A 13464-nucleotide genomic window follows, 5' to 3' on the forward strand; every position below is an offset into this window, starting at 1 on the left:
TAATGACCGGCTAGTCGGCCGTGCCCACCTGGTCCGAGGTCTCCTCCTCCACCTGGGCCATGGCCGGGTCGAGGAGCCGGGACAGGAAGTGGCGGGTGCGTTCGTGGACGGGGGCGCCGATGACCTGGTCGGGGGTGCCGTCCTCGACGATCGTGCCGCCGTCCATGAAGACGACCCGGTCGGCGACCTCGCGGGCGAAGGTCATCTCATGGGTGACGACCATCATGGTCATGCCCTCGTTCGCGAGCATGCGCATCACGGCCAGTACGTCCCCCACCAGCTCGGGGTCGAGCGCCGAGGTCGGCTCGTCGAACAGCATCACCTCGGGGCCCATGGACAGCGAGCGGGCGATCGCCACACGCTGCTGCTGGCCGCCGGAGAGGGAGGCGGGGTAGGCGTCCGCCTTCTCCGACAGGCCCACGCGCTCCAGGTTCTCGGCGGCCACCCGCGCGGCCTTCGCCTTGTCCCGCCTCAACACCCGGCGCTGCGGCAGCGTGAGGTTCTCGGTCACCGTGAGGTGCGGGAAGAGGTTGAACTGCTGGAAGACCATGCCGATACGGCGGCGTACGGCGTCGATGTCCACATCGGGGTCGGTGAGTTCGGTGCCGCCCACGAAGACCTGGCCCTTCGTGGGCTCCTCCAGCAGGTTCACACAGCGCAGCAGGGTCGACTTGCCCGAGCCGGACGGGCCGATGACGCAGACGACCTCGCCCTGGCCGATCTCCAGGTCGATGCCGCGCAGCACCTCGTTGTCGCCGAAGGACTTGTGCAGACCGCGTACTTCGATTTCCGGACGGCTCATTTGACGGCCTCCTGGGCCTTCGCCTCCATACGGCGTACGACGAAGCCGAGCGGGATCGTGATCAGCAGGTAGCACAGGCCCGCGACCAGGATCGGCGTGGAGTTGGCGGTCGTACTGGCCAGGTCACGGCCGTACTTGGACAGTTCGCGCTCCTCCAGGGTGACACCGAGGAACAGGACGAGCGAGGAGTCCTTGAAGAGCAGGACGAGCTCGTTGGTCAGCGGCGGGAGGATGATGCGGAAGGCCTGCGGGATGATGATCGAGACCATGGCGCGGCCCGGCGAGAACCCCAGCGAACGGGCCGCCTCCATCTGACCCTTGGGCACCGCCTGGATGCCCGCGCGGATCGTCTCGGCCATGTAGGCGGCGGCGACCAGGCCGAGTGCGAGGGCCACCTTGCCGTAGGTGCCGCCGACGATCTCCGTGCCGGGGAAGGCCAGCGGGACGGCGACCCCGATGAAGATGAAGATCAGCAGCGCGGGCAGGCCGCGGAAGATCTCGATGTAGATGCCGGCCAGCCAGCGGTACGGGCCGACGGACGACAGCCGCATCAGCGCGATCACCATGCCGAGCGCCAGGCCGACGACGAACCCGGACAATGTGTACAGCACGGTGTTCTTCAGCGCCAGCGTGATGACGTCCGGGAACATCTGCTTGGCGATGCTGCCCTGCGCGAACTGGTTCTTCAGCCGCCCCCAGTCCGCCGAGACCGCGAAGGCGATCACGGCGGCGACGAAGACGACGTACTGCGCGCCACGCGACAGGCTGCGCTTCTGGCTGCGCGTCAGACCCTTTTTCCTGGGCGGGAGTTGTACGTCCGTATCGGTGCTCATGGGTCAGGACGCGGCGGGGGACGGGGAGGCCGCGGAGGGGTTGTACGGGCCGATCCACTTCTCGTACAGCTTCTTGTACGTACCGTCCGCCTTGGCGTCCTTGATCGCCTTGTTGATGGCGGCGAGGAGCTTGGTGTTGCCCTTCTTCACCGTGAAGCCGTACTGCTCACCGGTGTTGAGGTTGTCGGCGACCTTGAACTTGTCCGCGTTGGCCTTGTCCTTGAGCCAGCCCTGGACCACCGGGTAGTCGATGATGACGGCCTTGACCTGGCCGGTGCGCAGGCCGTTGAGGACGGCGTCGGAGGACTCGAAGGAGACCGGGTCGAAGCCCTGCTTCTTGGCGTAGTCCTCGCCGGTGGTCTGCGCCTGTGCTCCCAGCTTGACCTTCTTGGCCTTCGCGTCGGCGAGCGAGGTGATGCCGCTGCTCTTGTCGACCAGAAGGGCCTGGGTGGCGTCGAAGTACGGGTCGGAGAAGTCGACGTTCTTCTTGCGCTCGGCGGTGATGGTCATGCCGGCCGCGGCCACGTCGCACTCACCGGAGTTGAGGAACGCGCCGGTCTTGAAGTTCTCGAAGGGCGTGTCGAGGATCTGCTGCTTCACGCCCAGGTCCTTGGCCACGAGGTCGATCATCGAGACGTCGAAGCCCTGCACCTTGCCGTTGATCTCCGACTGGAAGGGCGGATACGGCAGGTGGGTGCAGGTGGTGAGCTGTCCGGCCTTGACGAGCTCGACGCCGCCTGCGGCGGTCTTGCTCCCGCTGCCACCGTTGCCGGTGGACGTGCAGGCAGCCACGAGCACCAGCCCGGCCGTCGCGGTGGTGGCGGCCAGAATGCGGGTCCGGCGCCCGGAGAACGTCTTCACGGGTGGCCTCCTGTGTGGGAACTGTGGGTTCCGATTATAAGGAGATCTTTGGGTCTCTCAAATCAAACCGATGGCTGCGGGGCTGTCCGGCCTAAGAAGTCATCAGTGGCGGGAGGGGCAGGAGTGGGGTCACGGGTGGTGGATACCCTCGACCGAGCCGACCACTCGTGAGCGAGGAGAGCACTGTCGTGACGCACCCATTCCTCGATCTGCCCCCGATGAGCGCCGCGCACTTCGCGTCGGTCGAGGACCGGGTGGCGCGACTCCTGGGCACCGAGCAGGACGTCGTGATCATGCAGGGTGAGGCGCTGCTGCCGCTGGAGGGGGCGATCCGCGCGACCGCGGGGCCGGGGACGGTGGCGCTGAACGTCGTCACAGGTCCGTACGGGCAGACCTTCGGGAACTGGCTGCGGGACTGCGGGGCGACCGTCATCGACCTCGCCGTGCCCTTCCACACGGCGGTCACCGCCGAGCAGATCCGGGCCGCGTTCGCCGAGCGTCCCGAGATCGACTTCGTGTCGCTGGTGCATGCGGAGGCGGCGACCGGAAACACCAACCCCGTCGCGGAGATCGGGGAGGTCGTACGGGAGCAGGGGGCGCTGTTCTATCTGGACGCCGTCGCCTCCATCGGGGCCGAGCCCGTGCTGCCGGACGCGTGGGGCGTGGATCTGTGCGTCATCGGGGCGCAGAAGGCGATGGGCGGGCCGGCGGGGGTGTCGGCCGTGTCGGTGAGCGAGCGGGCGTGGGCGCGGATGGCGGCCAACCCGGGGGCGCCCCGTCGCTCGTATCTGTCGCTGCTGGACTGGAAGGAGCGGTGGATCGACGGCGGACGGAAGGCGCTGCTGCACGCGCCGGCCCAGCTGGAGATGCTGGCGCTGGAGGCGTGTGTCGAGCGGATCGAGACGGTGGGGCCGGCTGCCGTCATGGCCCGGCATGCGGCGGCCGCCGCGGCGACCCGGGCGGGGGCGGTGGCTCTGGGCGGGGGGCTGGAGCCGTATGTGCACGAGGCGCGGGAGGCCGCGCCGGTGGCCACGACGCTGAGGGTCCCTGCCGGGGTGGTGGCCTCGGAGCTGGTGACTCGGGCGCTTGAGGGCGACCCTTCGCTGCCGTTGGCGGCGGGCGGGGGTGCGCTGGCCAAGGAGATGGTGCGAGTCAATCACTACGGGGTGGATGCCTCGGTCGGGGTGGTGCAGCGGGCCCTGGCGGCGCTGGGCGCTGCGCTGGCGGAGCGGGGGATGACCGTCGACCTGGCAGGGGCCCGGCGGGCCGTGGAGCAGAGCGGGGCGTGACCACCGGTCTCCCCCGCCCGGGCCGGCTTCGGCGCAGCCGACTCCGCCCCGCGGATATCTTGCGGGAACGGCTCGAAGCAGTAACCTCCGCCTAATTCCAGGGTCAACTCAGGGTGTAATTCAGGAATTCACTTCTGCATAGCTTCCCGTGTTCTTCTGCCCGATTTTCCAGGGGCTAAACGCAAAGATTTCGCGAACGCCAAGCGGGGGAATTCGGGCAGATCTCGTGGGGGTTACATGCTTGTGACGCGTTACACATCGCGGTCGATTTGCCCCCTATTTTCCGGACAATACCCCCGATACTTCCCCCACCTCGTGCGACCGCCCGCGCCCGCGTGATAACACACAAGCCCGCCGCACGTAACCCTCACCAGCGATGCAATTTTGAATTTCCCTCGGTAAATTCAATCCGCATGACTGCCGCTCAAGCAGATCTGCACATCGACCGTCCGCAGGTCGCGGACGGAGCAGCGTTGTGGCGGATTGCCAAGGACTCGAAGGCCCTCGACCTGAACTCGTCGTACAGCTATCTGCTGTGGTGTCGCGACTTCGCGGACACCTCGGCCGTGGCCCGCGACGAGCGCGGGGAGCCGGTCGGCTTCGTCACCGCGTACGTACGGCCGGACCGCCCGCGCACCCTGCTGGTGTGGCAGGTGGCCGTCGACGAGGCGTACCGCGGGCGCGGGCTCGCCGCCGCGCTGCTCGACGGGCTCGTCGCACGGGCCGGTGCCGCGCACGGGATCACCGCCGTCGAGACCACCATCACGCCCGGCAACACCGGCTCCGAGCGCCTGTTCACCTCGTTCGCCGAACGGCACGGCGCCCTGGTGGAGCGCGAGGTGCTGTTCGACGAGGGCCTGTTCCCCGACGGGCCGCACGACCCCGAAGTCCTGTACCGCATCGGCCCCCTCTCCCTCTGACCGACACCGATGACGGCACCCATGACCCACCCCACTGACGACCCACACGCACTCCCCCCACGCAACGAGGAGCGATTCGTCGTGACCATCACCCAGCCCGACCTCAGCGTCTTCGAGACACTCGAGTCCGAGGTGCGCAGCTACTGCCGCGGCTGGCCCACCGTCTTCGACCGTGCGCACGGCAGCCGCATGTACGACGAGGACGGCCATGAGTACCTGGACTTCTTCGCCGGAGCGGGCTCGCTGAACTACGGCCACAACAACCCCGTTCTGAAACGAGCGTTGATCGACTACCTGGAGCGGGACGGCGTCACGCACGGGCTCGACATGTCGACCACCGCCAAGCGTTCCTTCCTGCAGACCTTCCAGGACCTGGTGCTGCGGCCCCGTGACCTGCCGTACAAGGTCATGTTCCCGGGTCCGACGGGTACGAATGCCGTGGAGTCGGCCCTGAAGCTGGCGCGCAAGGTCAAGGGGCGCGAGGCCATCGTCTCGTTCACCAACGCCTTCCACGGCATGTCCCTCGGTTCCCTCGCCGTGACCGGCAACGCCTTCAAGCGGGCCGGGGCCGGCATCCCGCTCGTCCATGGCACGCCCATGCCGTTCGACAACTACTTCGACGGCAAGGTGCCGGACTTCCTGTGGTTCGAGCGGCTCCTGGAGGACCAGGGGTCCGGTCTCAACAAGCCCGCGGCCGTGATCGTCGAGACCGTGCAGGGCGAGGGCGGCATCAACGTCGCGCGGCCCGAGTGGCTGCGGGCGCTGTCCGAGCTGTGCGAGCGCCAGGACATGCTGCTCATCGTCGACGACATCCAGATGGGCTGTGGGCGGACGGGGGCCTTCTTCTCGTTCGAGGAGGCCGGGATCACCCCGGACATCGTCACCGTGTCCAAGTCCATCAGCGGCTACGGACTGCCCATGTCGCTGTGCCTGTTCAAGCCCGAGCTGGACATCTGGGAGCCGGGCGAGCACAACGGCACCTTCCGCGGCAACAACCCCGCCTTCGTCACGGCCACCGCCGCCCTGGAGGCGTACTGGGCGGACGGGTCCGCGATGGAGAAGCAGACCCGGGCGCGCGGCGAGCAGGTCGAGCAGGCCCTCGCCGCCATCACCGAGGAGAACCGCGCCGACGTCAAGGAGTACCGCGGACGCGGACTCGTGTGGGGCCTGGAGTTCCACGACAAGGACCGGGCCGGCCGGATCGCGAAGCGCGCCTTCGAACTCGGGCTGCTCATCGAGACGTCGGGCCCCGAGAGCGAGGTCGTCAAGCTCCTCCCGGCGCTCACCGTCACGGCCGACGAGATGGACGAGGGGCTCAGCGTCCTCGCCCGCGCCGTACGCGAAACCGTCTAGCCACGACCAGCAAGGAGTAGTGCAAGCACCGTGATCGTCCGTTCGTTCAAGGACATCGAAGGCACCGACCGGCATGTGAAGGCCGCGTCCGGCACATGGGAGAGCAAGCGCATCGTCCTCGCCAAGGAGAGGGTCGGCTTCTCCCTGCACGAGACGATTCTGTACGCCGGTACGGAGACGTCGATGTGGTACGCGAACCACATCGAGGCCGTCGTGTGTGTCGAGGGCGAGGCCGAGCTCACCGACGACGAGACCGGGCAGAAGTACACGATCACGCCCGGCACCATGTACCTCCTCGACGGCCACGAGCGGCACACGATGCGGATCAAGGAGGACTTCCGCTGCATCTGTGTCTTCAACCCGCCCGTGACCGGCCGGGAGGACCACGACGAGAACGGCGTCTACCCGCTGCTCACCGAGCCCGAGCCCGAGGAGGTGTGACATCACCATGACCACCGTCACCGATCTCTACCCCAGCCGCGGCACCACCGAGGTGTCGACCCCGCGCCAGGACCCCGTCGTATGGGGCTCCCCCGACACACCGGGCCCCATCACGACCGGCGACCTCCAGTCGTTCGAGCGTGACGGCTTCCTGGCCATCGACCAGCTCATCACCGACGACGAAGTCGCCGTGTACCGGCAGGAGTTGGAGCGCCTCGTCACCGACCCGGCGATCCGGGCCGACGAGCGCTCGATCATCGAGCCGAAGTCCAAGGAGATCCGCTCCGTCTTCGAAGTGCACAAGATCAGCGAGGTGTTCGCGAATCTCGTGCGCGACGAGCGGGTCGTGGGCCGGGCCCGGCAGATCCTCGGCTCGGACGTGTACGTCCACCAGTCGCGGATCAACGTCAAGCCGGGTTTCGGGGCCAGCGGCTTCTACTGGCACTCGGACTTCGAGACCTGGCACGCCGAGGACGGCCTGCCGAACATGCGGACGGTGTCCGTCTCGATCGCGCTGACCGAGAACTACGACACCAACGGCGGCCTCATGATCATGCCGGGGTCGCACAAGACGTTCCTCGGGTGCGCGGGAGCCACGCCCAAGGACAACTACAAGCAGTCGCTGCAGATGCAGGACGCGGGCACGCCCTCGGACGAGGCGCTGACCGCGATGGCGAGCGAGTACGGCATCAAGCTGTTCACGGGCAGGGCCGGCTCCGCGACCTGGTTCGACTGCAACTGCATGCACGGCTCGGGCGACAACATCACGCCGTTCCCGCGCAGCAACGTGTTCATCGTGTTCAACAGCGTGGAGAACGCGGCGGTCGAGCCGTTCGCGGCGCCGATCCGACGCCCTGAGTTCATCGGCGCGCGGGACTTCACCCCTGTCCGATGAGCGCTGCTGCCCGGCGGCCTGCCCGCCGCGCAGCGGCAACCGGACACAGCATCGGCGCGCGGGACTTCACCCCCGTGCGATGAGCGCTGCTGCCCGGCGACCTGCCCGCCGCGCAGCGGCAACCGGACACAGCATCGGCGCGCGGGACTTCACCCCCGTGCGATGAGCGCTGCTGCCCGGCGACCTGCCCGCCGCGCAGCGGCAACCGGACACAGCATCGGCGCGCGGGACTTCACCCCCGTCCGATGAACGCCGCTGCCCGGCGACCTGCCCGCCGCGCAGCGGCAACCGGACACAGCATCGGCGCGCGGGACTTCACCCCCGTGCGGTGACCTGGGTGATTCCTTCTGGAGCGGGCGGCGTCACAGGCTTCACAGCCACGACAGTGACGCCGCCCGCTCCAGTGCGCCACAGGGGTTCAACCGGCCAGGACGTCCAGCAGGCGGTCGACATCGGCCGCGGTGTTGTACAGGTGGAAGGCGGCCCGGAGGTTGCCCGCGCGGTCGGAGACCTCGACTCCGGCGCTGCTCAACTCGTCCTGGCGGCGGCCGAGTCCGGGGACGGAGACGATCGGGGCGCCGGGCGAGGGGACGGGCTCGTGGCCGAGGGAGGCCAGGCCCGCGCGGAAGCGGTCGGCGAGGGCGAGGTCGTGGGCGCGTACGGCGTCCGTGCCGAGTTCCTCAAGGAGTTCGAGGGAGCGGCGGGCGCCGGCGTAGGAGAAGAGGGCGGGGCTCTCGTCGAACCGCCTTGCGGAGTGGGCGAGTTCATCGACGGGGCCGTAGCAGGAGTCCCAGGGGCGCTCCCCCGCCACCCATCCGGCGAACAGCGGGGTGAGCCCACCGAGGTCCTCCGGTACCACCAGGAAGGCCACACCCCGCGGGCAGACGAGCCACTTGAAGGCGACGGCGGCGCAGTAGTCGTACGCGTCCGCGTCGAAGTCCAGCCAGCCGGCGGCCTGGGACGCGTCGATGTACGTACGTGCTCCGTGCTCGCGCGCCGCCTGGCGGATGGCGGGCAGGTCGGCCACGCGTCCGTCGGCGGACTGCGCGGCGCTGACGGCGACCAGGGCGGTGCCGGGCCGTACGGACTCGGCGACGCGCTCCAGGGGCACGCTGCGCACCTTGAGGTCGGGGCGGACGTGGAAGGGGTTCACCACGGAGCTGAAGTCGCCCTCGGCGGTGAGGACTTCGGCGCCCTCCGGCAATGAGGCGGCAATCAGCCCGCTGTACACGGCGACCGAGGCCCCGGCCGCCACCCGGCGCCCGGGCACCCCGACGAGCCGCGCGAAACAGGCGCGGCTCGCCTCGACGTCCGCGAACATGTCGGTCGGATCACCGGCGGCGGCCGCCTCCACGGCGGTGCGCAGGGCGGCCACGGTGCGCGCGGGCAGCAGTCCGGTGCTCGCGGTGTTCAGATAGGTGTTCTTCGGGGCGAACTCGGCACGGACGAGGCTCTCGAAGGTTTCCATGGATCCACTGTGAGCCCCCGGGAACCCATAGTCCATTGCCGATTTTTACGTGGTTTCACTAAGCAACGCTTATAAGTCCGCCCTGACCAGCATGCTTTGTCAGTGCTGCGGCACGGCGCACCCGTCGGGCCCGCAGGCGTCCGCGTCACCCTGGTCGATCAGCCGCAGCGGCGAGCGCTCGCCCCACGCCTGGGTCAGCGCCTGGGTGAAGACCTCGGCGGGCTGGGCGCCGGAGACGCCGAACTTGCGGTCGAGCACGAAGAACGGCACGCCGTTCGCACCGAGCTGCGCCGCCTCGCGCTCGTCGGCGCGCACCTCGTCGGCGTACGCGGCCGGGTCGGCGAGCACCTTGCGGGCGTCCTCGGCCTCCAGACCTGCGGCGACGGCCAGCTCCACCAGGCGCTCGTCGCCCTCGCTGAAGACGGACCGCTCCTCGGCGAAGTTCGCCCTGTAGAGGATCTGGATCAGCTCGTCCTGCCTGCCCTGCTCCTTGGCGAAGTGCAGCAGGCGGTGCATGTCGAAGGTGTTGCCGTGGTCGCGGTCCCGGGTGCGGTACTCAAGACCCTCGGCCGCGGCCTGCGCACCCAGGTTCTCCTCGCCGGCCTGCGCCTGCGCCTCGCTCATGCCGTACTTCTTGGTGAGCATCCTGATCACCGGCTGGATGTCGCCCTTGGCCCGCCCGGGGTCCAGCTCGAAGGAGCGGTGCACGACCTCGACCTGGTCGCGGTGCGGGAAGGCCTCGAGCGCCTTCTCGAATCGGGCCTTGCCGACATAGCACCAGGGGCACGCGATGTCCGACCAGATCTCGACCTTCATGTTCTCGGCTCTCCAGCTCGTACGGGTACGGAGACGGAGACACCCTCCGCCGAGTAGATGAACGTTCAAGCAGCAGGGATCATTCCCCGGTCACCGCAAACCGCAGCGTGAGGTGATGATCGCCCTCGGCGGGCGGGTTCCGAGGGTCCGGGGCCCAGCCCTGGCGGGCGTAGAAGGCCTGGGCGCGCCGGTTGTCGACATGCACGTCGAGGACGGCCGTGCGCCTGCCGTCGGCCCGCCACTGCTCGACGCAGGCGGTGTGCAGGGCCGTACCGATGCCGGAGCGCCAGTGGTCGGGGTCGGCGTGGAACTGGAAGAGCTTGACCGTTTCCGCGGGGGCGCCCTCCGGGGTGCGGAAGGAGGCGATGCCGACCAGGCGGGCGTCGCGGACCGCGCACAGCACCTGGCCGTCGGGCCGCTCGATGGCCCGGGTCCAGGCGGCCTGCCAGTCGAAGCCGTCGTCCGGGAGACCGTCCGGGTAGTAGGTGGCCCGGGCGCGCGCGTGCAGGGCGGCGACGGCCGCGGCCTCGGCCGGCAGCACGGTTCTGATCACCAGGGAGTCGACGGTCCGGTTCGCTCTGATCATGCAGCGGAGGACGTGGCCGCGGCGGGCTCGGTTCCCAGGCGGGTGAACTGTGCCCGGTAGGCGCTCGGGGTCAGACCGGTGCGCCTGACCACATGGGCCCGCAGGGAGTCCGCCGTGCCCAGGCCGCAGGCGCGGGCCACCTGGTCCATGGGGAGGGTGGTGGTCTCCAGGAGCTCCTTGGCGCGCTCGATGCGCTGGTGCAGCAGCCATTGCAGGGGGCTGACGCCGCTCTCGGCGTGGAAGCGGCGGGTGAGGGTGCGGACCGAGACGCCCGCGTGGCGGGCCAGGTCGGTCAGAGTGAGGGGCTTGTCGAGGTTGCGCATGGCCCAGCCGCGGGTGTCGGCGCAGACGGTGCCGCGCTCGGGCGGCAGCGGGGTGTGCGTGAACTGGGTCTGGCCGCCCGGCCGTACGGGAGCGACGAGGGCCAGCCGGGCGACCTCGTTGGCGACGGCGGCGCCGTAGTCGGTGCGGATGACATGCAGACAGAGGTCGATGCCGGCGGCGTAGCCGGACGCCGTGACGTACGGGCCGTCCTGGACGTACAGCACGTCTCCCTGGAGGTCGACCAGCGGGTAGCGCCGGCGCAGTTCGTCGGCGTGCGCCCAGTACGTCGTGGCCCTGCGCCCCTCCAGCAGCCCCGCCTCCGCGAGCTGGAAGGCGCCGGTACACAGGGACGCGATCCGCTTGCCGGCGTCGGCGGCCTCGCGGACGGCGGCAACGATCCGCGGATCCGGCTCGTAGGGCGCGCCCGTACCGGCCACCACCACCGTGTCCGCCCCCTGCACGGCCTCCAGCCCGTCGCGCACATACAGGTCGAGCCCTCCGCTGGTGGGTACGGGCCCGGGCTCCGCGGCGCAGATGACCACGTCGTAGCCCGGCCGTCCGGCCACCTCGACCTTGCCGAACAGCAGCTCGGGGATGGCCAGGTTGAACATCGAGACGGGCGAGGGCGCGATCACGGCGATGCGGTGCGGGGCGAGCCGGTCGGACATGGCCAGAACCTCCGGGTGCATGGCATTCGGGCCACTACTGTACGACGGCCCGGATCCCCAGCATGGAGTCATGTCGACCGACCGGATCCTCAAGGACGTACAACCCACCCTTTCCGAGCGGGAGTTGACGTCCAAGCGGCCCTCTCCCGCGCTCACCCTCACCGCCGCACTCCTGGGCTTCGCGCTGATCTGCCTCGACGCGTCCGTGGTGAACGTGGCGCTGCCCGCGATCGGCTCCTCCCTCGGCGCGGGGATGGCCGGTCTGCAGTGGGTGGTGGACGCCTACACCCTTCCCTTCGCCGCGCTGATGCTGTCCACCGGGGCCTTCGCGGACCGGACCGGGGCGAGCCGCGCGTTCGCGCTCGGCACGACGGTCTTCACGCTGGCCTCGGCGGCCTGTGGACTGGCGCCGAACCTGCCGTCCCTGATCGGCGCGCGCGTGGTGCAGGGCGGGGCGGCGGCCGTCGTGCTCCCGGCCTCGCTGGCGCTGGTGCGGCAGGCGTATCCGGAGCCGAAGCGGCGTGCGCGCGCGGTGGCGACGTGGGCCGCCGGCGGTTCGGTGGCGGTGGCGCTCGGTCCGGTGGCGGGCGGTCTGCTGACCACGGCGTGGGACTGGCGCGGCATCTTCTTCGTCAATCTGCCGGTGGGGGCACTGATCGTGGCCCTGCTCGTACGGACCCCGCGTTCCGAACGCCGCCCCGCACCCCTGGACCTGCCGGGGCAGGCCTCGGCAGTGGTGGCGCTCACGGGCCTGACGTTCGCGGTGATCGAGGGCGGTACGGCGGGATGGGCGGCCTTCGCGGTCGCCGTCCTGGCGGCCGTGGTCTTCTTCCGCGTGGAGTCGCGCAGCCCGCATCCGGTCGTCCCCCTCGGGCTCTTCCGCAACCGGACGGTGGCCGTGGCGGTCGCGGCGGGCGCGGCGGTGAGCGTGGCCTTCTACAGCGTGGTGTTCGTCTTCTCCCTCTTCTTCCAGCAGGTCCAGGGCCTGTCCGCGCTGCGCGCCGGGCTGGCTTTCCTGCCGATGACGGGCCTGATCGCGGTGACGAACGTGGTGGCGGGCAAGCTGGCGGGGCGGTACGGGCCGCGGCTGCCGATGCTGGTGGGGCAGGCACTCGCGGTCGTGGGACTGCTGGTCCTGCTGTACGTCGACGCCGGCACGTCTTCCGTCCTGGCGGCCGCGCTGCTCGTACCGCTGGCCCTGGGGTGCGCACTGACGGTGCCGCCGCTGACGGCCACGATGATGGACGCGGTACCGGCGGAGCGGGCCGGACTCGCGGCGGGTGTGCTCAACGCTGCGCGGCAGGTGGCGGGGGGTTTGGGGATCGCGGTGTTCGGGACGCTGGTGTCCCACGGGTTCGCGGAGGGGATGCGGCTGAGCCTGGTGATCAGTGCGGGGGCGCTCGCGCTGACGGGTGCGGCCACGTCGCGGTTGCGGTAGGCGCTGGGGGCTGCCGCCCCCAGTCCCCCGCTTCGGCCCTGAAGGGGCCTCGTCCTCGAACGCCGGACGGGCTGAAGACGCTGGTTTGTCAGCTGCCGTCTCGCAGATCCGCGGGCCAGTTGGGGCGGAACTCCATGTGGTCGTAGGTGACCACGCAGCCCTCTCCCATCGGTGACTGGGACATGAAGCCGACGAGGGCGTCGCCGGTCTCCTTCTCGTTGCCCAGGGTGAAGAGGCGGATGAAGGTCCAGCGCCTGCCGTCCCGGGAGGCGTGGAAGGCGAAGGCGCGACCGGTGCGGCTCACCCGGAGCCAGACCGAACTGCCGTCCACGGTGAAGGAGTTGGCGTCGTCGGAGTGTCCCCGGGTGACCACCGTGCAGACGGTGGGCACGTCCGGGGAGTACTCCAGGCAGAGTTTGGCCCAGGCCCGCTCGCCGACATGGACGTACAGGACCCCCGCGTCGAAGGCCGAGGCGAACCCGACCGTGACGCGCGCGATCAGCTGGAAGTCCCCCTCGGGCGCCCCGAGCAACCGGGGCGCGTCGGAGGCGGGCTCCAGCGCCTCCCCGGTGGGCGGCACGAACCGGTCCTGCCGGGGGCCCGCCCATCCGCTGAGGATCCCGTCCTCGTACAACCAGTGCCCGTCGGGGCCGTAGGTGCGAAGAGCGAAAGGCAGTTCGGGAAGTTCCACGTCCATCAGCCGATTGTCGCAGGCCCGGTGAACCGCCTTGGCCCCCAGGTCCTGTCGTTCGGATCAGGCCGTCCGTGGG

The 13464-nt window shown here is 69.8% G+C and carries 14 protein-coding genes; 6 read left to right on the top strand and 8 right to left on the bottom strand.

What is annotated here, in order from left to right:
- Positions 1-10: 10 nt before the first annotated feature.
- The 3 genes from ACWC1K_RS34150 to ACWC1K_RS34160 are packed head-to-tail and all read right to left on the bottom strand — an operon-like array spanning position 11 to position 2496.
- Positions 11-802 (bottom strand): amino acid ABC transporter ATP-binding protein, encoded by a 792-nt coding sequence (locus ACWC1K_RS34150; RefSeq protein WP_450836801.1) that lies wholly within the window; start codon positions 800-802, stop codon positions 11-13.
- On the bottom strand, positions 799-1635 hold the full coding sequence (locus tag ACWC1K_RS34155; RefSeq protein WP_450836802.1) for an amino acid ABC transporter permease: 837 nt from the start codon (positions 1633-1635) through the stop codon (positions 799-801). The genes ACWC1K_RS34150 and ACWC1K_RS34155 overlap by 4 nt, the downstream gene beginning before the upstream one ends.
- 3 nt (positions 1636-1638) lie before the next feature.
- Positions 1639-2496, bottom strand: a complete 858-nt coding sequence (locus tag ACWC1K_RS34160; RefSeq protein ID WP_450836803.1) for an ABC transporter substrate-binding protein — start codon at positions 2494-2496, stop codon at positions 1639-1641.
- A gap of 188 nt (positions 2497-2684) precedes the next feature.
- Between ACWC1K_RS34160 and ACWC1K_RS34165 the strand changes: the two genes are divergently transcribed.
- The 5 genes from ACWC1K_RS34165 to thpD all read left to right on the top strand — a co-directional run bounded on the left by ACWC1K_RS34165 (position 2685) and on the right by thpD (position 7394).
- Positions 2685-3785: a pyridoxal-phosphate-dependent aminotransferase family protein gene (locus tag ACWC1K_RS34165; protein WP_450836804.1), complete on the top strand. Its 1101-nt coding sequence runs from the start codon at positions 2685-2687 to the stop codon at positions 3783-3785.
- A gap of 413 nt (positions 3786-4198) precedes the next feature.
- Positions 4199-4705, top strand: coding sequence for a diaminobutyrate acetyltransferase (gene ectA / locus ACWC1K_RS34170; RefSeq protein WP_450836805.1), 507 nt, complete (start codon positions 4199-4201; stop codon positions 4703-4705).
- Positions 4706-4786: 81 nt separating this feature from the next.
- Positions 4787-6058, top strand: a complete 1272-nt coding sequence (ectB, locus tag ACWC1K_RS34175) for a diaminobutyrate--2-oxoglutarate transaminase (protein WP_450836806.1) — start codon at positions 4787-4789, stop codon at positions 6056-6058.
- Between the two features lie 30 nt (positions 6059-6088).
- Positions 6089-6499 carry an ectoine synthase gene (locus ACWC1K_RS34180; protein WP_030933607.1) on the top strand — a complete coding sequence of 137 codons (411 nt, stop codon included), beginning with the start codon at positions 6089-6091 and terminating at the stop codon, positions 6497-6499.
- Positions 6500-6506: 7 nt separating this feature from the next.
- Positions 6507-7394, top strand: coding sequence for an ectoine hydroxylase (gene thpD, locus ACWC1K_RS34185; protein WP_344403802.1), 888 nt, complete (start codon positions 6507-6509; stop codon positions 7392-7394).
- 418 nt (positions 7395-7812) lie between these two features.
- On the opposite strand, the gene ACWC1K_RS34190 is transcribed toward thpD, so the two are convergent.
- From ACWC1K_RS34190 to ACWC1K_RS34205, 4 genes are all read right to left on the bottom strand, one after another.
- Positions 7813-8862, bottom strand: coding sequence for an aminotransferase class V-fold PLP-dependent enzyme (locus ACWC1K_RS34190; protein WP_450836807.1), 1050 nt, complete (start codon positions 8860-8862; stop codon positions 7813-7815).
- A 99-nt stretch (positions 8863-8961) separates the two neighbouring features.
- Positions 8962-9678 carry a DsbA family oxidoreductase gene (locus ACWC1K_RS34195; RefSeq protein WP_450836808.1) on the bottom strand — a complete coding sequence of 239 codons (717 nt, stop codon included), beginning with the start codon at positions 9676-9678 and terminating at the stop codon, positions 8962-8964.
- A gap of 79 nt (positions 9679-9757) precedes the next feature.
- Positions 9758-10264: an N-acetyltransferase family protein gene (locus ACWC1K_RS34200; RefSeq protein ID WP_450836809.1), complete on the bottom strand. Its 507-nt coding sequence runs from the start codon at positions 10262-10264 to the stop codon at positions 9758-9760.
- Positions 10261-11256, bottom strand: coding sequence for a GlxA family transcriptional regulator (locus ACWC1K_RS34205; RefSeq protein ID WP_450836810.1), 996 nt, complete (start codon positions 11254-11256; stop codon positions 10261-10263). Before ACWC1K_RS34205 ends, ACWC1K_RS34200 begins: the two co-directional genes overlap by 4 nt.
- Before the next feature lie 70 nt (positions 11257-11326).
- Here ACWC1K_RS34205 and ACWC1K_RS34210 point away from each other — a divergent pair, with 70 nt between their 5' ends.
- The gene (locus ACWC1K_RS34210; RefSeq protein WP_450836811.1) at positions 11327-12694 is read left to right on the top strand and encodes an MFS transporter; all 1368 of its coding nucleotides are present in this window, start codon (positions 11327-11329) and stop codon (positions 12692-12694) included.
- Positions 12695-12782: 88 nt separating this feature from the next.
- On the opposite strand, the gene ACWC1K_RS34215 is transcribed toward ACWC1K_RS34210, so the two are convergent.
- Entirely contained in the window at positions 12783-13391 is a 609-nt protein-coding gene (locus ACWC1K_RS34215; protein ID WP_450836812.1) for a DUF1349 domain-containing protein, read from the bottom strand.
- Positions 13392-13464: the final 73 nt, after the last annotated feature.

Source organism: Streptomyces sp. NPDC001492 (genome assembly GCF_053597275.1).

What these genes read in the sequence shown, in the direction of transcription:
- ACWC1K_RS34150 (WP_450836801.1), bottom strand. Translation starts at nt 802, where the DNA reads ATGAGCCGTCCGGAAATCGAAGTACGCGGTCTGCACAAGTCCTTCGGC.
- ACWC1K_RS34190 (WP_450836807.1), bottom strand. Translation starts at nt 8,862, where the DNA reads ATGGAAACCTTCGAGAGCCTCGTCCGTGCCGAGTTCGCCCCGAAGAAC.
- ACWC1K_RS34205 (WP_450836810.1), bottom strand. Translation starts at nt 11,256, where the DNA reads ATGTCCGACCGGCTCGCCCCGCACCGCATCGCCGTGATCGCGCCCTCG.
- ACWC1K_RS34195 (WP_450836808.1), bottom strand. Translation starts at nt 9,678, where the DNA reads ATGAAGGTCGAGATCTGGTCGGACATCGCGTGCCCCTGGTGCTATGTC.
- ACWC1K_RS34210 (WP_450836811.1), top strand. Translation starts at nt 11,327, where the DNA reads ATGTCGACCGACCGGATCCTCAAGGACGTACAACCCACCCTTTCCGAG.
- ectA (WP_450836805.1), top strand. Translation starts at nt 4,199, where the DNA reads ATGACTGCCGCTCAAGCAGATCTGCACATCGACCGTCCGCAGGTCGCG.
- ACWC1K_RS34215 (WP_450836812.1), bottom strand. Translation starts at nt 13,391, where the DNA reads ATGGACGTGGAACTTCCCGAACTGCCTTTCGCTCTTCGCACCTACGGC.
- ACWC1K_RS34155 (WP_450836802.1), bottom strand. Translation starts at nt 1,635, where the DNA reads ATGAGCACCGATACGGACGTACAACTCCCGCCCAGGAAAAAGGGTCTG.
- thpD (WP_344403802.1), top strand. Translation starts at nt 6,507, where the DNA reads ATGACCACCGTCACCGATCTCTACCCCAGCCGCGGCACCACCGAGGTG.
- ACWC1K_RS34200 (WP_450836809.1), bottom strand. Translation starts at nt 10,264, where the DNA reads ATGATCAGAGCGAACCGGACCGTCGACTCCCTGGTGATCAGAACCGTG.